This is a genomic window from Pseudomonas sp. PAMC 25886 (assembly GCF_000242655.1).
Lineage (GTDB): Bacteria > Pseudomonadota > Gammaproteobacteria > Pseudomonadales > Pseudomonadaceae > Aquipseudomonas.
Window position 1 is genome coordinate 143419 of sequence record NZ_AHHC01000022.1, and the last position, 25283, is coordinate 168701.

The following is a 25283-nucleotide window of genomic DNA, read 5'->3' on the forward strand; positions in this document are numbered from 1 at the left end:
GTGGATAACCCGGCTATTTCCCGATACAGAAGCTTGAAAAAATCCGCCCCAACAAATCATCGGAGCTGAATGCGCCGGTGATCTCACCCAACAGCTGCTGCGCTTGACGTAAATCTTCAGCCAGCAGCTCACCGGCTCCTGCCAGCGTCAGCTGCGCGCGGCCATGCTCGAGGGCGGCGCTGGCATGCCGTAGCGCCTCCAGGTGCCTGCGACGAGCGCTGAAGCTGCTTTCCGAGGTCTGCTCGTAGCCCATGCACGCTTTCAGATGATCGCGCAGCAGTTCCAGCCCCTCTCCCGCAGACTTGGCGCTGAGGCTGATGGTGACGTGGCCATCGTCACTGACTTCCAGGGCGATCGCCTCGCCCGTCAGGTCGGCCTTGTTTCGAATCAGCGTAACCTTGGCCGGGTCTGGCCGTTGTTCGAGGAATTCCGGCCACAGTGCGAACGGATCAGCAGCTTCTGGCGCGGTGGCATCCACTACCAGCAGCACACGATCGGCCTCTGTGATCGCCTTCAAAGCGCGTTCCACACCGATCTTTTCCACCTGGTCATCGGTGTCACGCAGCCCGGCGGTGTCCACCACGTGCAGTGGCATGCCATCAATGTGGATATGTTCGCGCAAGATATCCCGCGTAGTCCCGGCGATCTCGGTGACGATGGCTGCTTCTCGCCCGGCCAGGGCGTTGAGAAGGCTCGACTTGCCTGCGTTTGGACGGCCGGCAATCACCACGGTCATACCGTCACGCAGCAAGGCACCTTGCCCAGCCTCACGCAGTACTGTGGATAACTCGTCACGAACTCTGTCCAGCATCGCCAGAACATGGCCATCGGCGAGGAAGTCGATTTCTTCCTCCGGGAAATCGATCGCGGCCTCAACGTAGATGCGCAAGCTGATCAACTGCTCGGTGAGGTTATGCACACGCAGGGAAAAAGCGCCCTGCAGCGAACGCAAGGCATTGCGCGCCGCTTGTGCAGAACTGGCTTCGATCAGGTCGGCAATCGCCTCGGCCTGGGCCAGGTCGAGTTTGTCGTTGAGAAACGCACGTTCACTGAATTCGCCCGGGCGTGCCAGGCGGCAACCCAATTGCAGGCAACGCTGCAGCAGCATATCCAGAACGATCGGGCCACCGTGACCCTGGAGTTCCAGGACGTCCTCGCCGGTAAATGAGTTCGGACCCGGGAAATAAAGGGCAATACCCTCATCGAGCACTTCTTCATCGGCCCCCAGAAAAGGCCCGTAATGCGCATACCGAGGCTTCAACTCCCGCCCAATGACGGCCTGGGCTGCCACGCCGGCGAGCGGCCCGGAAATACGAACGATACCGACACCACCACGACCTTGAGCGGTGGCGACAGCGGCGATGGTTTCACGAGGAGCGCTCATGGCGGGTACCCGGATAAAAGTGACGGAAAGCAAAACGCCCCACTAGGGGGCGTCTTGAGTGGTGTTATCCACAGAGTAAATTACGCCTCGGCTTTTTTGGTAGCCGCTTCGATTTTACGTGTGATGTACCACTGTTGGGAGATCGACAGGCAGTTGTTGACCACCCAGTACAGCACCAGACCAGCCGGGAACCACAGGAAGAAGAAGGTGAAGATGATTGGCATCATTTTCATGACCTTGGCCTGCATCGGGTCCGGAGGCGTCGGGTTCAGACGCTGCTGGATGAACATGGTCGCGCCCATGATGATCGGCAGGATAAAGAACGGGTCTTTGATCGACAGGTCAGTTATCCACAGCATGAACGGTGCCTGGCGCATTTCCACGCTTTCCAGGAGCACCCAGTACAGCGACAGGAACACCGGCATCTGCACCAGAATCGGCAAGCATCCACCCAGCGGGTTGATCTTCTCTTTCTTGTACAGCTCCATCATGGCCTGCGACATTTTCTGCCGGTCATCGCCATGTTGTTCTTTCAGCGCGGCCAGTTTCGGGGCCACGGCACGCATGCGCGCCATCGACTTGTAGCTGGCGGCCGACAGTGGGAAGAAGATCCCCTTGATCAGCATGGTCAGCAGGATGATCGAGAAGCCCCAGTTACCCACAATGCTGTGGATATGTTGCAGCAGCCAGAAGATTGGCTGGGCAATGAACCACAAAATGCCGTAATCCACAGTCAGTTCCAGACCTGGGGATAACTCCTTGAGGACGGCCTGGCTCTTCGGACCGGCATACAACGTAGCGCTGGCTTCAGCCTTGGCACCCGGAGCGACGGTCAACGTCGGGCCAGTGAAGCCAATGATGTAGTTGCCCTGGCTGTCTTTGCGGGTTTGAACGAGGTTGGCATCACCTTTGTTCGGGATCCATGCGGTCACGAAGTAGTGTTGCAACCAGGCAACCCAGCCACCTTGAACGGTCTCTTTCAGCGCGCCCTTGTCGATATCTTTCATCGACACTTTTTTGTACGGCTCGTTACTTGTCCACAGGGCGGCGCCCAGGTAAGTCGCGGTGCCGGTGGCGGTGCTGGAAGAAGGATCGGCGCTGTTGTCACGCTTGAGCTGGGCAAACAGGTTGCCAGTCCACGGCTTCGCGCTTTCGTTGTCGATCAGGTAGGTGACTTTCAGATCGTACAAACCGCGGGTGAAGCTGAAACGCTTGATGTAGTTGACGCCGTCGTGACTGAATTTCAGGTCGACGTTCAACTGATTCTGGCCATCAGCCAGTTGATAAGTCTTCTGTTCGGTCGAATAAACCGGACGACCGGTAGCACGAGCATCCGGACCGTCAGTACCGGTCAGGCCACTTTGCGCCAGATATACACGTTCGCCGCCGTTATCGAACAGCTGGAACGGAACATCCGGATGGTCTTGGCGACGTGGATACAGCGGCAGCTTCAGCTGGGCGATATCACCACCTTGTGGATCGATAGCCAGGTCCAGTACATCCGTTTTTACATGGATGAGGTCTTTATTGGTGACGACCGGGGTTTCTACCGGGGTGCTGGTATCGGCATTCGCGCTGGGTACATCGGCACTGGCGGCAGCATTGTTACCCAGTGGCGTATCCGGAATAGCCGGCGCCGACTGATTGGTAGCAACATTCTGAGTCGGCAGGGCAGCTTGGCCATAATCCTGGTTCCACTTAAGAACCATAGAGTAGGACACGATTGCCAGGGCGACGATCAGGATCGTGCGTTTAATATCCATGATTACTCGGCCATCGAAGAAGAACGGGAGGTAGGGATAGGTGGAACCGGGTCATAACCACCGGGATTCCACGGATGACAGCGACCTAAACGACGAAAGGTCAGCCAGCCACCGCGCAGAAGGCCATGATTTTCTATGGCTTCCAACGCGTAGCAGGAACAACTGGGGTAGAAACGACAGTGATTTGCCATCAGGGGACTAATGGCATAGCGGTAAAACTGGATCGGAACGAGCGCCAGTTTACGCATCAGTACTGTCTACCCCTACAGTTTCGGTGCTGACAGCTGGTGCTGGCTTGTTGGTACGAGCCAAACGTTTCCAGAGCTTGCCGAAATGCTGAATCAATTCGGGGTTTTCTACGTCCCCCAAGCCTTTGCGCGCGACGATAACAATATCCCAACCAACCAGAGTCTCCTGGTGGAGGCGAAACGATTCGCGCATCAGACGCTTGAGGCGATTGCGCTCAACGGAGAGCTTTACGCTCTTCTTGCCGATCACCAACCCGAGACGGGGGTGATCCAGATCGTTGTTACGCGCAAGGAGCAGGAGATTTTTCCCCGGAACCTTGCCGGTGGGGGAGTCAAAGACTGCCTTGAAATGCCGGGGGGTTAGCAGACGCTTTTCCCGACTGAAGTCCTGACTCACCACCAGTACCGGATTATCAAACTGCCAGACGCGCACGACCTTTGGCGCGGCGACGCGACAGGACAGCACGGCCGTTCTTGGTGGCCATGCGAGCACGGAAGCCGTGAGTACGGGCGCGTTTGATGGTGCTTGGTTGGAAAGTACGTTTCATGGCGTGTTACCTGGTTCGTCCACAACGGGCCGGAATGGCCCCCGTTTTAAGAGACCGGCGATTCTAGAGAAAGCAAGCCTCTAGGTCAATTTCCAACCAGCTTTTCCTTTAATTAGATCTCTGGAGGCATTTGGAACGAATCCGGGCGATTCGGCTTTCACGAGCAATGCCATAGATATAAAAATAAAGAAGGAAGTTATTTAAAGCTTTTCTGTAAAGCTTATAAAAGCTAGTGAGGCGATCTTCTGTGGATAACTGCCTTGAGGCCATATTCCACGTGGTGTACAGAGAATGACAACACGGGGGAGAAACGGTGCTCTGCCTGTGCTGCGCTATCGGATAAGCTGTGTGTGGAATGGCTACTTATCCACAGGTCAGTTACCCACAGACTTTCGACCCCACTTGTACAACGGGCTTAGGGTCGCTTATCCACAGAGCTTATGCACAGACCATTTGTCGCCTTTTTTACAGTTAAGGCATTGATTCTTGGCGCCCTGTGAGCAACCTACATGTGGATAAGTGGACGGCTGGCCGCTACAATGGCGGCTGTTTTTGCCTCACCGGCTTTCAACTTAGGGGATATCCGTGTCAGTGGAACTTTGGCAGCAGTGCGTGGAGCTTTTGCGCGATGAGCTGCCTGCCCAGCAATTCAACACCTGGATCCGTCCGCTACAGGTCGAAGCCGAAGGCGACGAGTTGCGTGTCTACGCACCCAATCGTTTTGTTCTCGACTGGGTCAACGAGAAATACCTGAGCCGCGTTCTCGAATTGCTCGACGAACATGGCAACGGGCTTGCTCCGGTGCTCTCCTTATTAATAGGCAGCAAACGCAGCTCGGCACCCCGTGCTGCGCCGAATGCGCCGTTGGCAGCGAGTGCTTCGCAGGCTCAGGCCGCGGCGGCACCTGTTAATAACTCGCCAGCACCGGTTGCCCAGACGCCTTCGAAATCCTCGTCGCAGAAAAACGCGCCTATAAATGAAGAGCCGTCCCGCGACAGCTTTGACCCAATGGCCGGCGCCAGCTCCCAACAGGCCCCGGTTCGTGCTGAACAGCGCACCGTCCAGGTAGAGGGCGCGCTCAAGCACACCAGTTACCTGAACCGTACGTTCACCTTTGAGAACTTTGTCGAAGGTAAATCCAACCAGCTGGCCCGCGCGGCTGCCTGGCAGGTCGCCGACAACCCCAAGCACGGTTACAACCCGCTCTTCCTTTATGGCGGCGTTGGCTTGGGTAAAACTCACTTGATGCACGCTGTGGGTAACCACCTATTAAAGAAGAACCCGAATGCCAAGGTCGTGTACCTGCATTCGGAGCGCTTCGTGGCCGACATGGTCAAGGCACTGCAGCTCAACGCGATCAACGAGTTCAAACGGTTCTACCGTTCTGTTGATGCCTTGCTGATCGATGACATTCAATTCTTCGCCCGCAAGGAACGTTCCCAGGAAGAGTTTTTCCACACGTTCAACGCGTTGCTCGAAGGTGGCCAACAGGTCATCTTGACCAGTGACCGTTACCCGAAGGAAATCGAAGGCCTGGAAGAGCGTCTGAAGTCGCGCTTCGGCTGGGGCCTGACCGTAGCGGTCGAGCCGCCGGAACTGGAAACCCGCGTCGCGATCCTGATGAAAAAGGCTGACCAGGCTAAAGTCGATTTGCCTCACGACGCGGCATTCTTTATCGCACAGCGCATTCGTTCCAACGTGCGTGAGCTGGAAGGCGCGCTCAAGCGGGTCATCGCTCACTCGCACTTCATGGGCCGCGACATCACCATCGAGCTGATTCGCGAATCCCTGAAAGACCTGCTGGCGTTGCAAGACAAGCTGGTGAGTGTGGATAACATCCAGCGCACCGTGGCCGAGTACTACAAGATCAAGATTTCCGACCTGCTGTCCAAGCGCCGTTCGCGTTCGGTAGCACGGCCTCGTCAGGTCGCGATGGCGCTCTCCAAAGAGCTGACCAACCATAGCCTGCCGGAAATTGGTGATGTGTTTGGCGGTCGCGACCACACCACGGTCTTGCACGCGTGCCGCAAGATCAACGAACTTAAGGAATCCGACGCGGATATTCGCGAGGACTACAAGAACCTGCTGCGTACACTGACTACTTGATGAACACCAGCGCAGCTTATTAAGGCAAGGGACTAGACCATGCATTTCACCATTCAACGCGAAGCCCTGTTGAAACCCCTGCAACTGGTCGCAGGCGTCGTCGAGCGCCGACAGACCTTGCCGGTGCTTTCCAACGTATTGCTGGTTGTAGAAGGCCAGCAACTGTCCTTGACCGGTACCGACCTTGAAGTCGAGCTGGTCGGTCGTGTCCAGCTGGAAGAACCCGCCGAGCCCGGCGAGATCACCGTGCCGGCGCGCAAGCTGATGGACATCTGCAAAAGCCTGCCCAACGACGCGCTGATCGATATCAAGGTTGATGAGCAGAAGCTGGTGGTCAAGGCTGGTCGCAGCCGTTTCACCCTGTCGACCTTGCCCGCCAACGACTTCCCGACCGTGGAAGAAGGTCCTGGCTCGCTCACCTGCAGCCTGGAACAAAGCCGGCTGCGCCGCTTGATCGAGCGCACCAGCTTCGCCATGGCCCAGCAGGACGTGCGTTACTACTTGAACGGCATGCTGCTGGAAGTCTCCGAAGGCATCATCCGTGCTGTAGCCACCGACGGTCACCGTCTGGCCATGTGCTCGATGAAGGCCGATATCGGACAACCGGATCGCCACCAGGTCATCGTGCCGCGTAAAGGTATTCTGGAACTGGCGCGTCTGCTGACCGAGCCGGACGGCAATGTCAGTATCGTATTGGGCCAGCATCACATCCGCGCGACCACTGGCGAGTTCACTTTCACGTCCAAGCTGGTTGACGGCAAATTCCCGGATTACGAGCGCGTACTGCCTAAAGGCGGCGACAAGCTGGTGATCGGTGATCGTCAGGCTCTGCGCGAAGCGTTCAGCCGTACCGCCATTCTTTCCAACGAGAAATACCGCGGTATTCGTCTGCAATTGGCCAACGGCCAACTGAAAATCCAGGCGAACAACCCGGAGCAGGAAGAAGCGGAAGAAGAAGTGGGCGTCGACTACAACGGCGGCAACCTGGAAATCGGCTTCAACGTCAGCTACTTGCTGGACGTGCTGGGCGTGATGACCACCGAACAGGTTCGTCTGATCCTGTCCGACTCCAACAGCAGCGCCCTGGTACAAGAATCCGACAACGATGACTCGGCTTACGTTGTCATGCCGATGCGCCTGTAACCATGTTCAGCAGAAGCTAGATGTCCCTCAGTCGCGTCTCGGTCACCGCGGTGCGCAATTTGCACCCGGTGACCTTCTCCCCCTCCCCCCGCATCAACATCCTCCACGGCGCCAACGGCAGTGGCAAAACCAGCGTGCTGGAAGCCATTCACTTGCTGGGGCTCGCCCGTTCCTTTCGCAGTGCTCGCCTGTTACCGGTGATTCAGTACGAACAACTGGCGTGCACGGTATTTGGCCAAGTCGAATTGGCGGAAGGTGGTCATAGCAGCCTGGGGATATCTCGAGACCGGCAGGGAGAGTTTCAAATTCGCATCGACGGGCAAAATGCTCGCAGTGCTGCCCAACTGGCGGAAATCCTGCCACTGCAACTGATCAACCCAGACAGCTTCCGGCTGCTGGAAGGCGCACCAAAAATCCGCAGGCAGTTCCTCGATTGGGGAGTGTTCCACGTGGAACCGCGTTTCATGGCCACTTGGCAGCGCCTGCAGAAGGCCCTGCGGCAGCGGAACTCATGGCTGCGGCATGGTACACTTGACGCCGCTTCGCAAGCTGCTTGGGACCGGGAACTGTGCCTGGCCAGCGCTGAAATAGATGAATACCGCCGCGCCTATATCAAAGCCTTGAAACCAGTCTTTGAGCAGACCTTGAGCGAGTTGCTTGAACTCGAGGGGCTGACGTTGAGCTACTACCGTGGTTGGGACAAAGACCGGGAACTGAGTGCAGTGCTCGCGACGTCCTTGCAACGGGATCAGCAAATTGGTCACACCCAGGCCGGACCACAACGGGCTGATTTGCGCCTTAGATTGGGCGCACATAATGCCGCGGACATCTTGTCCCGCGGTCAGCAGAAGTTGGTGGTCTGCGCCCTGCGTATCGCCCAGGGGCATCTGGTTAGCCAGGCCCGGCGTGGGCAATGTATTTATCTGGTGGATGACTTGCCGTCCGAACTGGACGAGCAGCACCGCCGCGCGCTATGCCGCTTGTTGGAAGACTTACGCTGCCAGGTGTTTATCACCTGTGTAGACCACGAATTATTGAGGGAAGGCTGGCAGACGGAAACGCCAGTCGCTTTGTTCCACGTGGAACAAGGCCGTATCACCCAGACCCACGACCATCGGGAGTGAAGGCATGAGCGAAGAAAATACGAATACGTACGACTCGACCAGCATTAAAGTGCTTAAAGGTTTGGATGCCGTACGCAAACGTCCCGGTATGTACATCGGTGATACCGATGATGGCAGCGGTCTGCACCACATGGTGTTCGAGGTGGTCGATAACTCGATCGACGAAGCTTTGGCCGGTCACTGCGACGACATCAGCATCATCATCCACCCGGACGAATCCATCACCGTACGCGACAACGGTCGCGGCATTCCGGTCGATGTGCATAAAGAAGAAGGCGTTTCGGCGGCAGAGGTCATCATGACCGTGCTCCACGCCGGCGGTAAGTTCGACGACAACTCTTATAAAGTATCCGGCGGTTTGCACGGTGTAGGTGTTTCGGTAGTAAACGCCCTCTCCGAAGAACTGATCCTGACGGTACGCCGTAGCGGCAAAATCTGGGAACAGACGTACGTCCACGGTGTTCCACAGGAGCCGATGAAAATCGTCGGTGACAGCGAAAGCACCGGTACTCAGATTCACTTCAAGCCTTCGGCTGAAACCTTCAAGAACATCCACTTCAGCTGGGACATTCTGGCCAAGCGGATTCGTGAGCTGTCTTTCCTCAACTCCGGTGTGGGTATCGTCCTCAAGGACGAGCGCAGCGGCAAGGAAGAGCTGTTCAAGTACGAAGGTGGCCTGCGTGCGTTCGTTGAATACCTGAACACCAACAAGACTGCGGTCAACCAGGTGTTCCACTTCAACATCCAGCGTGAAGATGGCATCGGCGTGGAAATCGCCTTGCAGTGGAACGACAGCTTCAACGAGAACCTGTTGTGCTTCACCAACAACATTCCTCAGCGCGATGGCGGTACTCACCTGGTGGGCTTCCGTTCTGCACTGACGCGTAACCTGAACACCTACATCGAAGCGGAAGGCCTGGCGAAGAAGCACAAAGTCGCCACCACCGGTGACGATGCACGTGAAGGCCTGACCGCCATTATTTCGGTCAAGGTTCCGGATCCGAAGTTCAGTTCCCAGACCAAAGACAAGCTGGTGTCTTCCGAAGTGAAGACCGCAGTTGAACAGGAAATGGGCAAGTACTTCTCCGACTTCCTGTTGGAAAACCCGAACGAAGCCAAGCTGGTCGTCGGCAAGATGATCGACGCGGCGCGGGCTCGTGAAGCGGCGCGTAAAGCCCGTGAGATGACCCGTCGTAAAGGCGCGCTGGATATCGCTGGCTTGCCGGGCAAACTGGCTGACTGCCAGGAGAAAGACCCTGCCCTCTCCGAGCTGTACCTGGTGGAAGGTGACTCTGCTGGCGGTTCCGCCAAGCAGGGTCGTAACCGTCGCACCCAGGCCATCCTGCCGTTGAAGGGTAAGATCCTCAACGTCGAGAAGGCCCGTTTCGACAAGATGATTTCCTCGCAGGAAGTCGGCACCTTGATCACCGCCCTGGGCTGTGGCATCGGCCGCGATGAGTACAACATCGACAAGCTGCGCTACCACAACATCATCATCATGACCGATGCTGACGTCGACGGTTCGCACATCCGTACCCTGCTGTTGACGTTCTTCTTCCGTCAGTTGCCGGAGCTGATCGAGCGTGGCTACATCTACATCGCCCAGCCGCCGCTGTACAAAGTGAAAAAGGGCAAGCAAGAGCAATACATCAAAGACGACGACGCCATGGAAGAGTACATGACGCAGTCGGCCCTGGAAGATGCAAGCCTGCACTTGAACGACGAAGCCCCGGGCATCTCCGGTGAAGCCTTGGAGCGCCTGGTAAACGACTTCCGCATGGTGATGAAGACCCTCAAGCGTTTGTCGCGCCTGTACCCTCAGGAGCTGACCGAGCACTTCATCTACCTGCCATCCGTCAGCCTGGAACAGTTGGGTGATCATGCCCATATGCAGGCTTGGTTAGCCCAGTACGAAGTCCGTCTGCGTACTGTCGAAAAATCCGGGTTGGTCTACAAAGCCAGCCTGCGTGAAGACCGTGAACGTAACGTCTGGCTGCCAGAGGTCGAACTGATCTCCCACGGCCTGTCGAACTACGTCACCTTCAACCGCGACTTCTTCGGCAGCAACGACTACAAGACGGTTGTGACCCTCGGCGCGCAACTGAGCACCCTGCTGGACGACGGTGCCTACATTCAGCGTGGCGAACGTAAGAAAGCCGTCAAAGAGTTCAAGGAAGCCCTGGACTGGTTGATGGCAGAAAGCACCAAGCGTCACACCATTCAGCGATACAAAGGTCTGGGCGAAATGAACCCGGATCAGCTGTGGGAAACCACCATGGACCCAGCTCAGCGTCGCATGCTGCGTGTGACCATCGAAGACGCCATTGGCGCGGACCAGATCTTCAATACCCTGATGGGTGATGCGGTCGAGCCTCGTCGTGACTTCATCGAGAGCAACGCCTTGGCGGTGTCCAACCTGGACTTCTGATCAGGTTGTAGCTCAAAACAAAAAGGCCAACGCTTAGCGTTGGCCTTTTTTATTGGGTGGAATATGGGGTTTTATAAATGCTCCACGTGGAACATCTCACTCGTCGGATGCTGCTGTCACGCTCTCCAATCGGTACCCATACCCATAGATTGTCAGTAACTGCCAACCTCGATCCGCCGTCAGTCCCAGCTTGTTTCGCAGCCGATAAATATGCGTATCCAGCGGCCGTGACGACACCATTTCTTCGTGGGTCCAGAACCGCTCATACAGATATTCCCGAGACAGCGGCCGGGCCAGGTTCTCGAACAGGCACCGAGCCAGGCGATATTCGCGTTCCGTCAGGCTGATGGGTTTCCCTGCCCTGCTCACCGTGAGTTCAGCATCATCAAAAGTCAGGTCGTTGAAGGTCAGCACTTCGCTGGCCGCGGACTTTTGCAGTCCGTGACGGCGCAGCACAGCATTGACCCGTGCCTTCAACTCGTTGGGACGAAACGGCTTGCTGACGTAATCATCCGCGCCACTGTTCAACGCCTGGACGATATCGCTCTCGGCATCGCGGCTGGTGAGCATGATGGCGGCAGGTGGTACTTCCATGTGCTCGCGGGTCCAGCGCAGCAATGCCAGGCCGCTGAGGTCGGGCAGTTGCCAGTCGAGGATCAGCAGGTCAAAGGTTTCCCGGCGCAGTTGGCGCAGCAGGTCTTCTCCACGCTCAAAGCAGTGCAGGGTCCATGGCTGATCCGCAGCGCTGGGGATTTGTCGCAGTGTCTGTTCCACCCGCCGCAGTTCAGCAGGTTCGTCATCCAGTATTGCGACACGCATGGCAGGGTCCTTTCTTGTTTAAAAACGGGGACTTGAATCTGAACAATTATGGTCAGATTCTCAGGCCCTATGAATCTCTCGGTACGCTGATATCAAATGGCCGTAAGCCATTGGAAATCGTCAATACCCAAGCTGGGAAGATACCGGCTCGAGACCTTCAGGAAAAGGATCAATGGCAATCTGGTTTTATGCTGTTTCGAGACGAGTGAGTGTTCTGGAGAAGGTTAATGTATGGGGCCGGATGGTGTTGGTGGTCATGGCGGCAACCCTGGGGACGGAAACGGTCGGTGCATCCAAGCCGGTGGCCCCTATACCGTTCGAGGAGCGTCAAACCCTGAGTGAGTCCGGTGATGGCATGGGCTTCGCCAGCTCGCCGATGCAGCAACTCAGCGAACATCAGCAGACCCAACGCTGGGTATTTTAAGTACCGCCAAATCTGAACAAATGTTGCGAATCGATCCGATGCACCTTCGTTGTAGGTAAATTCGCTCTCGCTGGATGACACACGGATTGGAGCGATGGAATTGCTCCGACACAGGGACGTGTCATCTTCAGTATGGATCCCACTCCCCAGACATTTCGGCTATCGACGGCGATACCTCATCGAGTATCGTAGACGGTACTCAAGGTCTTCTCGCTGCAAGACGCTTCCTGAACGTGCTTTCTGATGACCCATTAGAACTAGAATCTTGATGAGCGCCATGACCTTTTTCCCCTGCCGACTCCGCTTTGCCGTTTCTACCCTGTTGGGTTCTGGCTTGATCGTTACGCTTGGCGTAGTGAGTCTGCCGGCCTTGGCGCGTCCCGCCCCTCCCCGCGCACCCTATATCGATGACAAGCAGATGTGCCGCGCGCAGCCTCTGCCGGCGGTGGTGCAGCACCTGACCGGCGAAGCCTGGAAGCTGGATGCCAAGGGCGTGTCCACCGACCTGGAAGAAGGTATGGTCATCGATGAACAAGAGAGCGTGAAAACCTCACCGGGCGCGTTTGTCAGCCTGTTGCTGGGGGACGGTTCGCGGATCGTCTTGCCATCCAGTTCCCAGGTCCGATTGCACCTGGTCGAAGAACAATCCATTCCCCAGGTGATCCTTGAAGAAGGTCAGGTCGAGGCGTACGTGATCAAGCGTGCCAGCGACTATGACCGTTTCCAGATCATGACCCCGGTAGGCGTCCTGGGTGTGCGCGGCACGCATTTCCGTGTGCGCAACGATGGCGAACAATCGCTGGTGGAAGTGCTCAATGGGCAAGTGGCGGTCAATCGTGATGACGCTCCGCCGACCCCACGGCCCATCAAGAAGAAGGCTATAACCGGGCCGGTTGCTGGCGAAGTAAAAGTCGGCGCGCGACAGGGGCTGGCGTTCAAGAAGCAGGGCGAACTCAAACCCGTGGAACTGCTTGATGCACCACGGTTGGTCGGCCAGGACGGCCAGAAGGGCGATGCGCCGGTATGGACCCTGTTCCTGCGTCCCTTGGCCGGTGCCCAACGTTACAGGGCCCAGGTCGCGACCGATAAGGAGTTCCTGAACATCAAGCAGGAAAACTTCTCCGACACGCCACAAATGCGCTTCACTGGGCTGAAAGCATCGTTCTATCACGTACGTTTGTCGGCCTATGATGAACATGGGCTGGAGGGAGAAACCGGCGTCTATGACATCTTCTATTACCCGCCCGCGACGCGTGTGCAGTAGCGCTTCGGAAGCGCACTGGTGAGGCTGTGGCGCAGGGCTGAAAAGCGCCAACCGACTCAGGCGCAGCGGCTGTTCAATGGCCTGGTACGCGAATGGCTTTGGGTCAGCCTGTTGCTGCTGCCCATCACAGCCTTTTTGTCACTGAGCCCGGGCCTGGCCCTCAATAATCTGCTGTATGACAGCCTTCGGCGCTTGGCGCCGTTGCCGGTGGATCCGCGCATCCTGTTGGTGACGATCGATGACCTGAGCCTGAAACAACTCGGCCAATGGCCGTGGTCCCGGCGCGTCCATGCCGACCTCCTGGATCGGCTAAGTGCCGCCAAGCCTGCGGCCATTCTGTTCGATGTGATCTTCAGTGAGCCCGCCCGGGAACCGGCCAATGACTTAAGGCTGGCCGAGGCCATGTGCAACGCCGGCACCGTTCTGCTGCCGTTGATTCGCGAAGGCACCCCCCGCTACGGCCAACCGGTTGCACAAATACTGCCCGTGCTGCCCCTGCGTGATTGCGCCAGGAGTGTTGGCCATATCAACGTTGAGGCAGACAGCGACGGTATCGTTCGAAGCCTGTATTTGCGTGAAGGCCCGCCCGGCAATATGGCACCCCAACTGGCCTGGTTGGCGTTTGAATTGAGCGACCAGCAATCCGTAATGCCGGGGGCGCCTGGTCCGTCGGACAGCATCCACTGGCAGCGGGAAAATGCCATTCGAATACCTTTCATCGCGAGCCACGCCGGTTTTCCCAGCGTGCCGTATATCAGTGTATTACGCGGTGACGTGCCGCCGGAGCTGCTGCGCAACCGCTTGATCCTGATCGGCGCCACGGCGCCGGGCATGGGCGACCGTTATGTTACGCCGCTGTCGGCCAGCGTCGGCACCACGCCGGGTGTGGAGATCCAGGCCAATATCCTCAACGGCTTGCTGCAAGGGCGCAGCATCGTTGACCTGCCCGCATGGAGGGCGACGCTGCTGGCCACTGCGATGGTCGCGCTGCTATTGGGCTTGCTGTTGTTTCGCCCGCGTTATGCGCTGTGGCTGACCCTCGGTTGCATGGGGGCCGCACTTCTCGGTTCATGGGGCCTGCTGCGCCTGGGCCATTGGTGGTCACCGGCGGCGTGCCTGATCGGCATGCTGCTCAGTTACCTGATCTGGAACTGGCGGCGCCTGAGCGTGATCCTGGCCTACTTCGGCTGGGAGCTGGCACGCCTGGACAACGAACCCAAAGTGCTCCCGGAGCGCCGTAGAGCGCCCGCCAGCCAGGGCGATGTATTGCAGGGACGGATCTTTGCCCTGGAACAGGCGGTCAGCCGTACCCGGGACACCCGGCGCTTTATGGCGGATGGCCTGGAGTGCTTGCCGGTAGCGACCCTGATTACCGACCCCAAGGGCAATATCCTGCTGGCCAACCGGATCGCCCGTGATGTGTTCGGCAGAGAACTGGCGGCTGAAAACCTGTTGGAGCAGCTTGCGGCGTTGGGTTATCCACCGCTGCAGAATGGCGTTCGCCCTGCCCTGTCGGCGCTGGACATCGTCGAGTTTCGTGACACCCTGAATCGCAGCCTGCGCCTCGACCTGGCCCCACTGTTACCGGCAGACGGTGACGTGGCCCTGGGCTGGTTGTTGAGTCTCACAGACCTGAGCATCGAGCGCGACGCACAGCAGCAACGGGAAACCCTGCTGCGCTTTCTGTCCCATGACCTGCGTGCGCCGCATTCGGCGATCCTCGCCTTGTTGGATGTCCAGGACAGCGCCGCGCCAATATTTACCCAGATCGAGCAACAAGTCCGTCGTGCCTTGAACCTCACCGAATCCTTCGTGCAACTGGCGAAAGCCGAATCTGATGGCTACCAATTCCAACCCAGCCTGTTTGCCATGCTGGTGCTGGATGCCTTTGATCAAGTGGCGGTGCACGCCCAGTTGAAAGGCATACAGTTGGTCCACGACCTGGATGAAGACGGCGACGAGATGGTCTGGGCGGATCAATCGCTGCTTACCCGTGCCTTGTTCAACCTGTTGGAAAACGCGGTCAAATACAGCCCCTCGGGTACCACCGTCAGATTGAGCCTGGCCCGCAGTGACGACCGGTTGGAATGCCGTATCAGCGACCAGGGTCGAGGCATCGCGCCGCAGGACCTGCCCGAACTCTTTGGCCAATATCGGCGCTTCGCGTCAGATCAGGGCAGTGAGGGATTGGGATTGGGGCTGACCATGGTCAAGGCCGTCGTGGATCGCCACGGTGGGCGGATTAGCTGCGAAAGTGTGGTGGATAAAGGTACGACCTTCATCCTTCAACTGCCGTTGTGGAGCGAGTGAACCGCAGCTTTTTACCTGTGCATAAAAAACCGGTCTCAAGGACCGGTTTTTTAATGCGGAAAAAACTTATGCACCTTTTCCGTTGTTTTATGAGCTTGGGAAATATGTAAGTAAATCAGCAGCCTATAAGCTAAAAAGCGTAATTCGCCAACAAACCGTACACAGGTTATCCACAGAAACTCAAATTACCGGCGTGTCGACCACAACCGGCTCCGGCGGCAGTGAACCCATGGCCCGTTGTTGCGCTTCATTCCATGCCTGGGCACGGTCGTTCAGCGCTGCAATCGCGCGTGGGCCTTCGCCTTCGGCATACATCGGTTCGCCAATGACCACGGTGATGGTGCCTTCACGCTTGGCCCAGCCCGTCTTTGGCCAGAATTTGCCGGCGTTGTGGGCAATCGGCAGCACCGGCAGGCCGGCGTTCACCGCCAAGGCCGTACCGCCGCGTGAGAACTTGCCCACAGTGCCGTAGGGCACCCGCGTACCTTCCGGGAAGATCAGCACCCAGACGCCATCCTTGAGCAGCTCGTCGCCTTTCTTCGCCACATGCTTGAGCGCAGCCTTGGGGTTGTCGCGGTCGATGGCGATCGGTCGCAACATGGCCATGGCCCAGCCAAAGAACGGCACGTACAGCAGCTCGCGCTTGAGCACCTGGCTCAGGGGCGAGAAGTACGCAGACAGGAAGAAGGTCTCCCAGGTGCTCTGGTGGTTCGACAGAATCACGCAAGGCTGGTCCGGGACGTTTTCGGCGCCCTTGATCTCGAAGCGAATGTTCAGGAACACCTTGGTCAACCACAACGCGCAGTTACACCAAAAGACGTTGATGAAACGATAGCGCGCCTTGAACGGCAGAAAAGGCGCGATAAAAAAGCTCAGGGTGCACCAGAGAAAAGAACTGGTGCCCAGCAGCAGGTAAAAGAAGAAGGTTCTGATGGCCTGCAAAATCGACATGGCGGCATTTACCGTTGCGGGACAACGCCCGCCTGTTAAAAGCGCGCTCCCGAACAGTCCTTGGTCAGGAAGTCAGAAGGGCTGCTAGTTGTTGATAAGTTCTGCGGCAACCGCCGCCAGATCGTCAAAAATCAAGGTGCCTACCGGCAGGGTTTTAGCCTGGGTCTTTTCGCCTTTCCCGGTTTTTACCAAAACTGGCTGAGAGTCGACGGCTTTGGCGGCTTCCAGGTCACCGAGGCTGTCCCCGACAAACCATAGCCCAGCCAATGGCACGTTGTAATGTTCAGCAATAGTTTTAAGCATACCCGGTTTGGGCTTGCGGCAATCGCAGCCTTCATCCGGGCCGTGGGGGCAATACACCACCAGCCCTACTTCACCGCCCTGCTCGGCCACCAGCGTGCGCAGGCGCGCGTGCATGGCGTCGAGGGTGGCGATGTCGTAGTAGCCGCGGGCGATGCCGGACTGGTTGGTGGCGATGGCCACCGTCCAGCCCGCTTTGCTCAACTGCGCGATGGCCTCGATCGAGCCGGGTAACGGAATCCATTCCGCCACCGATTTGATGTAAGCGTCGGAGTCGTAATTGATCACTCCGTCCCGATCGAGAATCAGCAGTTTGAACATGATCAGCCCAGTACGGAAATGTCAGCGATATTGATGAACAGGCCACGCAGACGCGCCAGCATGGCGTAGCGGTTTTTCCGCACGCCCGCGTCTTCGGCATTGATCATCACCGCTTCGAAGAACGCATCCACCGGCTCACGCAAGGTGGCCAGGCGCGCCAGTGCTTCGGCGTAGTTGCGTTCGGCGATCAGCGGCTTCACTGCGTTTTCTGCCTTGGCGATGGCCGAGTTCAGCGAGAACTCCTTGGCATCGGCGAACAGGCCCGGGTCGACTTCGGCATTGCCGAGGTTGTCGGCCTTGCTCAGCAGGTTCGACACACGCTTGTTCACGGCGGCCAGTGCATCGGCTTCCGGCAGCTTGCGGAAGGCTTGAACGGCCTGTACGCGTTGGTCGAAGTCCAGCGCCGAACCCGGTTGCAGGGCACGCACCGACAGGTACACCGACACGTCCACGCCTTCGTCTTCGTAACGCGCACGCAGGCGATCGAACACGAACTCCAGAACTTGCTCGGCCAGGCCCGCTTGCTTGACCTTGGCACCGAACTGGCCGACAGCAAACACCACGGCCTGGGTCAGGTCGAGGTCGAGCTTCTTGTCGATCAGGATGCGCAGCACGCCCAGGGCCGCACGGCGCAGGGCATACGGGTCTTTGCTGCCGGTAGGCAACATGCCGATACCGAAGATACCGACGAGGGTATCCAGCTTGTCCGCGATGGCCACGGCGGCACCGGTGAGGGTGGTCGGCAACTCGGCGCCAGCACCGCGCGGCATGTACTGCTCGTTCAGCGCCAGGGCAACGTCTTGCGGCTCGCCATCATTGAGGGCGTAGTAGTAACCGGCAACGCCTTGCATTTCCGGGAACTCGCCGACCATCTCGGTGGCCAGGTCGCACTTGGACAGCAGACCGGCACGCGCAGCCCAGGCGGCGTCGCCACCAATGCGTGGCGCAATGTAGGCCGCCAGCTTGGAAACCCGGACAGCCTTGTCGTAGACGCTGCCGAGTTTTTCCTGGAACACCACGTTTTGCAGGCGCAGGTTGAAGTCTTCGAGCTTCTGCTTCTTGTCTTGCTTGAAGAAGAACTCGGCGTCAGTCAGGCGCGGGCGAACGACTTTCTCGTTACCGGCGATGATCTGCTGCGGGTCCTTGCTTTCGATGTTGGCCACGGTGATGAAGCGCGGCAGCAACTTGCCGTCCACGTCCAGCAGGCAGAAATACTTCTGGTTGTCCTGCATGGTGGTAATCAGCGCTTCTTGCGGCACGTCGAGGAAACGCTCTTCGAACGAGCACACCAGCGGCACTGGCCACTCAACCAAGGCAGTCACTTCGTCCAGCAGGCTTGGCGGCACGATGGCGGTGCCTTCCTGCAGGCGTGCCAGCTCTTCGGTGCGCTTGCTGATCAGCTCGCGACGCTCATTGGCATCTGCCAGCACGTAGGCTGCGCGCAGGTCATTGAGGTAGTTGGCGGGCGAGGTGATGCGCACGGCTTCAGGATGGTGGAAGCGGTGGCCACGGGAATCACGGCCGGCCTTCTGGGCGAGGATGGTGCAGTCGATGACCTGGTCACCGAGCAGCATCACCAGCCATTGGGTCGGACGCACGAACTCTTCCTTGCGCGCACCCCAGCGCATGCGCTTGGGAATAGGCAGGTCGTTCAGGGAATCTTCGACGATGGTCGGCAACAGGCTGGCAGTCGGCTTGCCGGTGATGACCTGGCTGAAACGCAGTTTCGGGCCGCTCTGGTCGATCTCGCTCAGCTCGACGCCACACTTCTTGGCGAAACCAAGGGCGGCTTGAGTCGGGTTGCCTTCAGCGTCGAAGGCGGCCTGGCGTGGCGGGCCGTCGAGGTTGATGCTGCGGTCCGGCTGCTGGGTTTCCAGCGCGGTGAGCAACACCGCCAGGCGACGTGGCGCGGCGTAGACCTTCTTTGCGGCGAACTTCAGGCCAGCGGTTTGCAGGCCTTTTTCGATACCGGCCAGGAATGCGTCGGCCAGGGTGTTGAGTGCCTTGGGTGGCAGCTCTTCGGTGCCCAGTTCAACCAGGAAATCTTGAGCACTCATTGTGCAGCCTCCAGCTTAGCCAACACTTCATCACGCAGGTCCGGGGTTGCCATCGGGAAGCCCAGCTTGGCGCGCGCCAGCAGATAGGCTTGGGCGACGGAACGCGCCAGGGTGCGTACACGCAGGATGTATTGCTGGCGCGCAGTCACCGAAATGGCACGGCGGGCGTCCAGCAGGTTGAAGGTGTGGGATGCCTTCAACACCATTTCATAGCTCGGCAACGGCAGCGGCTGATCCAGTTCGATCAGGCGCTTGGCTTCGCTTTCATAGAAGTCGAACAGTTCGAACAGCTTCTCGACGTTGGCGTGTTCGAAGTTGTACGTGGACTGCTCCACTTCGTTCTGGTGGAACACGTCGCCATAGGTGACCTTGCCGAACGGGCCGTCAGCCCACACCAGGTCGTAGACCGAATCCACGCCTTGCAGGTACATGGCCAGGCGCTCGAGACCGTAGGTGATCTCGCCGGTTACCGGGTAGCACTCGATGCCGCCGGCTTGCTGGAAGTAAGTGAACTGCGTCACTTCCATGCCGTTGAGCCAGACTTCCCAGCCCAGGCCCCAGGCGCCGAGGGTTGGCGATTCCCAGTTGTCTTCGACGAAACGGATGTCGTGGACCAGCGGGTCCAGGCCGACGTGTTTCAGCGAGCCGAGGTACAGCTCCTGGAAGTTATCCGGGTTCGGCTTCAGAACCACCTGGAACTGGTAGTAGTGCTGCAGGCGGTTCGGGTTTTCGCCGTAGCGGCCGTCAGTCGGGCGACGACTGGGCTGCACATAAGCGGCGTTCCAGGTTTCCGGGCCGATGGCCCGCAGGAAGGTAGCGGTGTGGAAAGTGCCGGCGCCTACTTCCATATCGTAGGGCTGAAGTACCACACAACCTTGCTCGGCCCAGTATTGCTGGAGGGCGAGGATCAAGTCTTGGAAGGTACGCACGGCTGGCGTAGGCTGGCTCACGAAATTCACCTGTTACTTGGGCTGCGATTTAAAGAGCGGGAGTATACCCGATTCGGCCGCGCCACCATCCCCTGGAGCCTTATGCCACGCTGCTTTTGGTGTTCTGAAGATCCGCTGTACATGGCTTATCACGATCAGGAGTGGGGAACGCCGCTGCGCGATGCGCAGGGACTGTTCGAGTTGCTTTTGCTCGAAGGGTTCCAGGCGGGCCTGTCCTGGATCACCGTTTTACGCAAACGCGAGCATTATCGAAAGGTCTTGTTCGGTTTTGATGCGCAGCGTCTGGCCCAACTGAGCGAAGCCGAGATCGAAGCGCTGATGCTCGATCCGGGCATCGTGCGTAACCGCCTGAAACTCAATGCCACCCGGCGCAATGCCGCCGCCTGGCTGGCGCTGGAGGACCCGGTGGGGTTGCTCTGGTCGTTTGTGGGCGGCGCGCCCAAGGTCAATCATTTCAAGGATCGCAGCCAGGTCCCGGCCATTACGCCGGAGGCTGAAGCCATGAGCAAAGCCTTGAAAAAAGCCGGCTTCACGTTCGTCGGGCCGACCATCTGTTACGCGTTCATGCAGGCCTCGGGGATGGTCATGGACCACACTCAGGACTGCGACCGTTACGCGGACCTCGCCAACGCCGGTTAGAATGGGCGCTTTGCGCACCACACACGATCAGGAGTGACCTGTGGAAAAGTTTAAAGGCGCCTTGCTGGTAGGCGCTCTTCGGTTGTTTGCCCTGCTGCCTTGGCGCGCGGTGCAAGCGGTCGGTTCGGCAATTGGCTGGATCATGTGGAAAACCCCCAACCGCTCCCGCGAGACGGTGCGGATCAACCTGTCCAAATGCTTCCCGGACATGGACCCGGCTGAGCGCGAGCGCCTGGTGGGGCGCAGCCTGATGGACATCGGCAAGTCCCTGACCGAAAGTGCCTGCGCCTGGATCTGGCCGGCCCAGCGCTCCATCGACCTGGTACGCGAAGTCGAAGGCCTGGAAGTGCTGCACGAAGCCCTGGCCTCGGGCAAAGGCGTAGTGGGCATCACCAGCCACCTGGGCAACTGGGAAGTGTTGAACCACTTCTATTGCAGCCAGTGCAAACCGATCATTTTCTACCGTCCGCCCAAGCTCAAGGCGGTGGATGACTTGCTGCGCAAGCAACGGGTGCAACTGGGCAACCGCGTGGCGGCGTCTACCAAGGAAGGCATCCTCAGTGTGATCAAGGAAGTGCGTAAAGGCGGCCAGGTGGGCATTCCTGCCGACCCTGAGCCTGCGGAATCGGCCGGGATATTCGTGCCGTTCTTTGCTACCCAGGCGCTGACCAGCAAGTTCGTGCCGAACATGTTGGCGGGGCACAAGGCGGTCGGGGTGTTCCTGCATGCTTTGCGGCTGCCGGATGGCTCGGGCTACAAAGTGATTCTGGAAGCGGCGCCGGAAGACATGTACAGCACGGATACCGCGACGTCATGCGCGGCGATGAGCAAGGTGGTGGAGCGGTATGTGGGCGCTTACCCGAGCCAGTACATGTGGAGCATGAAGCGCTTCAAGAAACGCCCGCCGGGTGAGGCGCGGTGGTACTGATGTTGAAGCTGTTCTGATGTTTTTGTGGTGAGCGGGCTTGCCCCGCGGGAGGCAAGCCCGCTCACTACAAAAGCCAGTGCCTATACGCGATCGAGTTTCTTCAGGAACACGGTCATTTCTTTTTCGGCCTGTTTGTCTCCATGGGCCTGGGCCGCTGTAATCCCCTGCTCCCATGCCAGCCGAGCCGCAGCCTGATCACCCTGCCCCAACTGCGCTTTACCCAACAGCTTCCACGCTGCCGAATACTTCGGATCGAACTCGACACATTTCTGCAAATGCTCCGCCGCTTTGGCGTTGTCCTTCAGGTCGAGGTAACCCTTGCCCAAGCCAAACCGCAGCAGTGAGTTATCCACACCCTTGGCGAGCATTTTTTCCAGGGATTCGAGCATGTCGGTCACTCCGTCTGATCAGAAAAAGCTCAGGCCCACGTGGAACAGCTTCTCCACATCGCGGATATGTTTTTTATCCACAAGGAACAAAATCACGTGGTCGCCGGTGGCGATTACCGTGTCGTCGTGGGCGATGATCACTTCTTCATCGCGAATGATTGCACCAATGGTGGTGCCCGGCGGCAGGCCGATATCGCGGATCGCCTTGCCTATTACCTTGCTCGACTTCGAGTCACCGTGGGCGATCGCCTCGATGGCTTCTGCCGCGCCCCGGCGTAACGAGTGGACGCTGACGATATCGCCGCGCCGCACGTGGGCCAGCAAGGTGCCGATGGTCGCCAGTTGCGGGCTGATGGCGATGTCGATATCGCCGCCCTGGATCAGGTCGACATAGGCCGGGTTATTGATGATGGTCATCACCTTCTTCGCCCCCAGCCGCTTGGCCAGCAACGACGACATGATGTTGGCTTCGTCATCGTTGGTCAGGGCCAGGAAGATGTCGGCGTCGGCGATGTTTTCTTCCAGCAGCAGGTCACGGTCCGAGGCGCTGCCTTGTAGGACCACGGTGCTGTCGAGGGTGTCGGACAAGTACCGGCAGCGTGCCGGATTCATCTCGATGATCTTCACCTGATAGCGGCTTTCGATGGCCTCGGCCAAGCGCTCACCGATCTGCCCGCCGCCGGCGATGACGATGCGTTTGTAGGTTTCATCCAGACGGCGCATTTCGCTCATCACCGCGCGAATGTTCGCTTTGGCGGCGATGAAAAATACCTCATCGTCAGCCTCGATCACCGTATCGCCCTGGGGCAAAATCGGCCGGTCGCGACGGAAGATCGCCGCCACCCGCGTCTCGACGTTGGGCATGTGCTCGCGCAACTGACGCAGTTGCTGGCCCACAAGTGGCCCGCCGTAGTAGGCCTTGACTGCCACCAGCTGCGCCTTGCCTTCGGCGAAGTCGATCACCTGCAAGGCGCCCGGGTGTTCGATCAGGCGCTTGATGTAATGGGTCACCACCTGTTCCGGGCTGATCAGCACGTCGACCGGGATCGCGTCGTTGTCGAACAGTCCGGCGCGGGTCAGGTAAGCCGCCTCACGCACCCGGGCGATTTTGGTCGGGGTGTGGAACAGGGTATGGGCGACCTGACAGGCGACCATGTTGGTCTCGTCACTGTTGGTGACTGCCACCAGCATGTCGGCATCGTCGGCGCCGGCTTGGCGTAGCACCGTAGGAAACGAGGCGCGGCCTTGTACGGTACGGATGTCCAGGCGGTCGCCCAAATCCCGCAGACGCTCCGCGTCGGTGTCGACCACGGTGATGTCGTTGGCTTCGCTGGCCAAATGCTCGGCCAGCGTACCGCCAACCTGCCCTGCGCCGAGGATGATGATTTTCATCCGGTCACTCCCTTAAAACCATTCAGCCGCGAGCGGCGGCAATCTTGATCAGCTTGGCGTAATAGAACCCGTCGTGGCCGCCTTCCTGGGCCAGCAACTGGCGGCCATGAGGCTGCTTGATCCCGGCCTGGATGTCGAGGTCCAGTTCCCGTGCGCCGCTGGTACGGGCAAGGAAGGCGTCAATGACCTCGGTGTTTTCGGTCGGCAGTGTCGAGCAGGTGGCGTACAGCAGGATGCCGCCGACTTCCAGGGTTGGCCACAGTGCGTCCAGCAACTCACCTTGCAGCACGGCAAGTGCTGCGATGTCGTCAGGTTGGCGGGTCAGCTTGATGTCCGGGTGGCGGCGGATCACGCCGGTGGCAGAGCACGGAGCGTCCAGCAGGATGCGCTGGAACGGCTTGCCGTCCCACCAGGCAGCGGTGTCGCGGCCATCGGCGGCGATCAGCTCGGCGCTCAGGCCCAGGCGGGCGAGGTTTTCCCGCACACGCACCAGGCGCTTGGCTTCCAGGTCCACGGCGACGACGCCGGCCAGGTCCGCCTGCACTTCCATGATGTGGCAGGTCTTGCCGCCGGGGGCGCAGCAGGCGTCCAGCACCCGTTGGCCCGGGGCCAGGTCCAGCAGGTCAGCGGCGAGTTGTGCCGCTTCGTCCTGCACGCTGATCCAGCCTTCGGCGAAGCCTGGCAGGTTACGCACATCGCCTGGCTCTGTAAGAACGATACCGTCCTGACTGTAGACACAGGCCGTGGCCGCTACACCGGCTTCGCTCAGCAAAGAGAGATAAGCGTCGCGGGTGTGATGGCGGCGATTGACCCGCAAAATCATTGGCGGGTGGGCGTTGTTGGCGGCGCAAATGGCTTCCCATTGCTGGGGCCAGAACGCTTTCAGGGATTTTTGCAGCCAGCGCGGGTGGGCGGTGCGCACCACCGGGTCATGTTCCAGCTCGGCCAGCAGCGCTTCGCTTTCGCGCTGGGCACGGCGCAGCACGGCGTTAAGCAGGGCCTTGGCCCAGGGCTTTTTCAGCTTGTCGGCGCAACCGACGGTTTCGCCGATGGCGGCGTGGGCTGGCACGCGGGTGTAGAGCAGTTGGTACAGGCCCACCAGCAACAACGCTTCCACATCGGCGTCCGCCGCCTTGAATGGTTTTTGCAGCAGCTTGGCCGCCAGCGCCGACAATCGTGGCTGCCACCGGGCGGTGCCGAAGGCCAGGTCCTGGGTAAAGCCGCGGTCACGGTCCTCGACTTTATCCAGTTGGGTCGGCAACGAACTGTTGAGGGAAGCCTTGCCGTTGAGTACGGCGGCCAGGGCCTTGGCGGCGGCCAGACGTGGGTTCATTGAGCGTCCACCGCTTGGCCGAGGACGATACCCACGGCAAATTTCTCACGGCGGCTGTTGAACAAATCGCTGAAGTTCAGCGCCTTGCCGCCGGGCAATTGCAGACGGGTCAGGCACAGCGCCTGTTCACCGCAGGCTACCAGCAGACCGTCCTTGCTGGCGCCGATGATTTCGCCGGGGGCGCCCTTGCCGTCGGCCAGGGTAGCGGCCAGGACTTTCAAGGCTTCGCCATTGAGGGTGCTGTGGCAGATCGGCCACGGGTTGAAGGCACGCACCAGGCGCTCCAGCTCCACGGCTGGGCGGCTCCAGTCGATGCGGGCTTCATCCTTGTTCAATTTGTGGGCGTAGGTGGCGAGGCTGTCGTCCTGCACTTCGCCTTCCAGGGTACCGGCGGCCAGGCCGGCGATGGCCTGGACTACAGCTGGCGGGCCCATTTCGGCGAGGCGATCGTGCAGGCTGCCG

At 59.1% G+C, this 25283-nt stretch carries 23 protein-coding genes; 9 read left to right on the plus strand and 14 right to left on the minus strand.

Annotated features, from left to right (window positions below; translation table 11 throughout):
- Positions 1-13: 13 nt before the first annotated feature.
- From mnmE to rpmH, 5 genes are all read right to left on the minus strand, one after another.
- A complete protein-coding gene (gene mnmE / locus MUM_RS0107010; protein ID WP_010168485.1) occupies positions 14-1384 on the minus strand; it encodes a tRNA uridine-5-carboxymethylaminomethyl(34) synthesis GTPase MnmE in 1371 nt (456 codons plus the stop codon).
- An 80-nt stretch (positions 1385-1464) separates the two neighbouring features.
- On the minus strand, positions 1465-3147 hold the full coding sequence (gene yidC / locus MUM_RS0107015; protein WP_010168487.1) for a membrane protein insertase YidC: 1683 nt from the start codon (positions 3145-3147) through the stop codon (positions 1465-1467).
- 2 nt (positions 3148-3149) lie between these two features.
- Complete coding sequence (yidD, locus tag MUM_RS1000000133075) at positions 3150-3395, minus strand: membrane protein insertion efficiency factor YidD (RefSeq protein ID WP_003213574.1); 246 nt, start codon at positions 3393-3395, stop codon at positions 3150-3152.
- The gene (rnpA, locus tag MUM_RS1000000133080) at positions 3388-3792 is read right to left on the minus strand and encodes a ribonuclease P protein component (RefSeq protein ID WP_010168490.1); all 405 of its coding nucleotides are present in this window, start codon (positions 3790-3792) and stop codon (positions 3388-3390) included. Before rnpA ends, yidD begins: the two co-directional genes overlap by 8 nt.
- Before the next feature lie 16 nt (positions 3793-3808).
- Positions 3809-3943, minus strand: coding sequence for a 50S ribosomal protein L34 (gene rpmH, locus MUM_RS1000000133085; RefSeq protein WP_003213577.1), 135 nt, complete (start codon positions 3941-3943; stop codon positions 3809-3811).
- Between the two features lie 585 nt (positions 3944-4528).
- Here rpmH and dnaA point away from each other — a divergent pair.
- From dnaA to gyrB, 4 genes are read left to right on the plus strand one after another with little or no spacing between them, the layout of a single operon-like run.
- Entirely contained in the window at positions 4529-6049 is a 1521-nt protein-coding gene (dnaA, locus tag MUM_RS0107025; RefSeq protein WP_032868695.1) for a chromosomal replication initiator protein DnaA, read from the plus strand.
- Positions 6050-6088: 39 nt separating this feature from the next.
- Positions 6089-7192 carry a DNA polymerase III subunit beta gene (gene dnaN, locus MUM_RS0107030; protein ID WP_003213582.1) on the plus strand — a complete coding sequence of 368 codons (1104 nt, stop codon included), beginning with the start codon at positions 6089-6091 and terminating at the stop codon, positions 7190-7192.
- A 20-nt stretch (positions 7193-7212) separates the two neighbouring features.
- The gene (recF, locus tag MUM_RS0107035; protein WP_003213585.1) at positions 7213-8316 is read left to right on the plus strand and encodes a DNA replication/repair protein RecF; all 1104 of its coding nucleotides are present in this window, start codon (positions 7213-7215) and stop codon (positions 8314-8316) included.
- Positions 8317-8320: 4 nt separating this feature from the next.
- The gene (gyrB, locus tag MUM_RS0107040; RefSeq protein ID WP_003213587.1) at positions 8321-10744 is read left to right on the plus strand and encodes a DNA topoisomerase (ATP-hydrolyzing) subunit B; all 2424 of its coding nucleotides are present in this window, start codon (positions 8321-8323) and stop codon (positions 10742-10744) included.
- A gap of 96 nt (positions 10745-10840) precedes the next feature.
- Here the strand turns inward: gyrB and MUM_RS0107045 are convergent, their stop codons facing one another.
- A complete protein-coding gene (locus MUM_RS0107045) occupies positions 10841-11563 on the minus strand; it encodes a response regulator transcription factor (protein WP_010168499.1) in 723 nt (240 codons plus the stop codon).
- A gap of 172 nt (positions 11564-11735) precedes the next feature.
- Between MUM_RS0107045 and MUM_RS0107050 the strand changes: the two genes are divergently transcribed.
- The 3 genes from MUM_RS0107050 (at position 11736) to MUM_RS0107060 (ending at position 15561) form a co-directional block, all read left to right on the plus strand.
- Positions 11736-11987 carry a hypothetical protein gene (locus tag MUM_RS0107050; RefSeq protein WP_029615791.1) on the plus strand — a complete coding sequence of 84 codons (252 nt, stop codon included), beginning with the start codon at positions 11736-11738 and terminating at the stop codon, positions 11985-11987.
- A 268-nt stretch (positions 11988-12255) separates the two neighbouring features.
- Positions 12256-13251, plus strand: a complete 996-nt coding sequence (locus MUM_RS0107055) for a FecR family protein (RefSeq protein ID WP_029615792.1) — start codon at positions 12256-12258, stop codon at positions 13249-13251.
- Between the two features lie 18 nt (positions 13252-13269).
- Positions 13270-15561: a CHASE2 domain-containing protein gene (locus MUM_RS0107060; protein WP_010168505.1), complete on the plus strand. Its 2292-nt coding sequence runs from the start codon at positions 13270-13272 to the stop codon at positions 15559-15561.
- 180 nt (positions 15562-15741) lie between these two features.
- Here the strand turns inward: MUM_RS0107060 and MUM_RS0107065 are convergent, their stop codons facing one another.
- From MUM_RS0107065 to glyQ, 4 genes are all read right to left on the minus strand, one after another.
- Positions 15742-16512: a lysophospholipid acyltransferase family protein gene (locus MUM_RS0107065; RefSeq protein ID WP_010168506.1), complete on the minus strand. Its 771-nt coding sequence runs from the start codon at positions 16510-16512 to the stop codon at positions 15742-15744.
- An 84-nt stretch (positions 16513-16596) separates the two neighbouring features.
- Positions 16597-17136: a D-glycero-beta-D-manno-heptose 1,7-bisphosphate 7-phosphatase gene (gene gmhB / locus MUM_RS0107070; protein ID WP_177324990.1), complete on the minus strand. Its 540-nt coding sequence runs from the start codon at positions 17134-17136 to the stop codon at positions 16597-16599.
- The gene (gene glyS / locus MUM_RS0107075; RefSeq protein ID WP_010168508.1) at positions 17136-19190 is read right to left on the minus strand and encodes a glycine--tRNA ligase subunit beta; all 2055 of its coding nucleotides are present in this window, start codon (positions 19188-19190) and stop codon (positions 17136-17138) included. The genes gmhB and glyS overlap by 1 nt, the downstream gene beginning before the upstream one ends.
- Positions 19187-20140, minus strand: coding sequence for a glycine--tRNA ligase subunit alpha (gene glyQ / locus MUM_RS0107080; protein WP_003213601.1), 954 nt, complete (start codon positions 20138-20140; stop codon positions 19187-19189). The genes glyS and glyQ overlap by 4 nt, the downstream gene beginning before the upstream one ends.
- 81 nt (positions 20141-20221) lie before the next feature.
- On the opposite strand from glyQ, the gene MUM_RS0107085 reads away from it, so the two are divergent.
- Together MUM_RS0107085 and MUM_RS0107090 are read left to right on the plus strand one after the other, a co-directional pair.
- Positions 20222-20779: a DNA-3-methyladenine glycosylase I gene (locus tag MUM_RS0107085; RefSeq protein WP_010168509.1), complete on the plus strand. Its 558-nt coding sequence runs from the start codon at positions 20222-20224 to the stop codon at positions 20777-20779.
- Positions 20780-20819: 40 nt separating this feature from the next.
- Positions 20820-21707 (plus strand): lysophospholipid acyltransferase, encoded by an 888-nt coding sequence (locus MUM_RS0107090; protein WP_003213605.1) that lies wholly within the window; start codon positions 20820-20822, stop codon positions 21705-21707.
- Between the two features lie 80 nt (positions 21708-21787).
- On the opposite strand, the gene MUM_RS0107095 is transcribed toward MUM_RS0107090, so the two are convergent.
- The 4 genes from MUM_RS0107095 to MUM_RS0107110 all read right to left on the minus strand — a co-directional run.
- Complete coding sequence (locus MUM_RS0107095) at positions 21788-22096, minus strand: tetratricopeptide repeat protein (protein ID WP_010168510.1); 309 nt, start codon at positions 22094-22096, stop codon at positions 21788-21790.
- Between the two features lie 18 nt (positions 22097-22114).
- Positions 22115-23488, minus strand: coding sequence for a Trk system potassium transporter TrkA (gene trkA, locus MUM_RS0107100; protein ID WP_003213611.1), 1374 nt, complete (start codon positions 23486-23488; stop codon positions 22115-22117).
- A 22-nt stretch (positions 23489-23510) separates the two neighbouring features.
- Complete coding sequence (gene rsmB / locus MUM_RS0107105) at positions 23511-24821, minus strand: 16S rRNA (cytosine(967)-C(5))-methyltransferase RsmB (protein ID WP_010168513.1); 1311 nt, start codon at positions 24819-24821, stop codon at positions 23511-23513.
- Positions 24818-25283, minus strand: a 466-nt coding sequence (locus tag MUM_RS0107110) for a methionyl-tRNA formyltransferase (RefSeq protein ID WP_010168516.1), incomplete at its 5' end; no start/stop codon positions are given. The genes rsmB and MUM_RS0107110, both read right to left, overlap by 4 nt.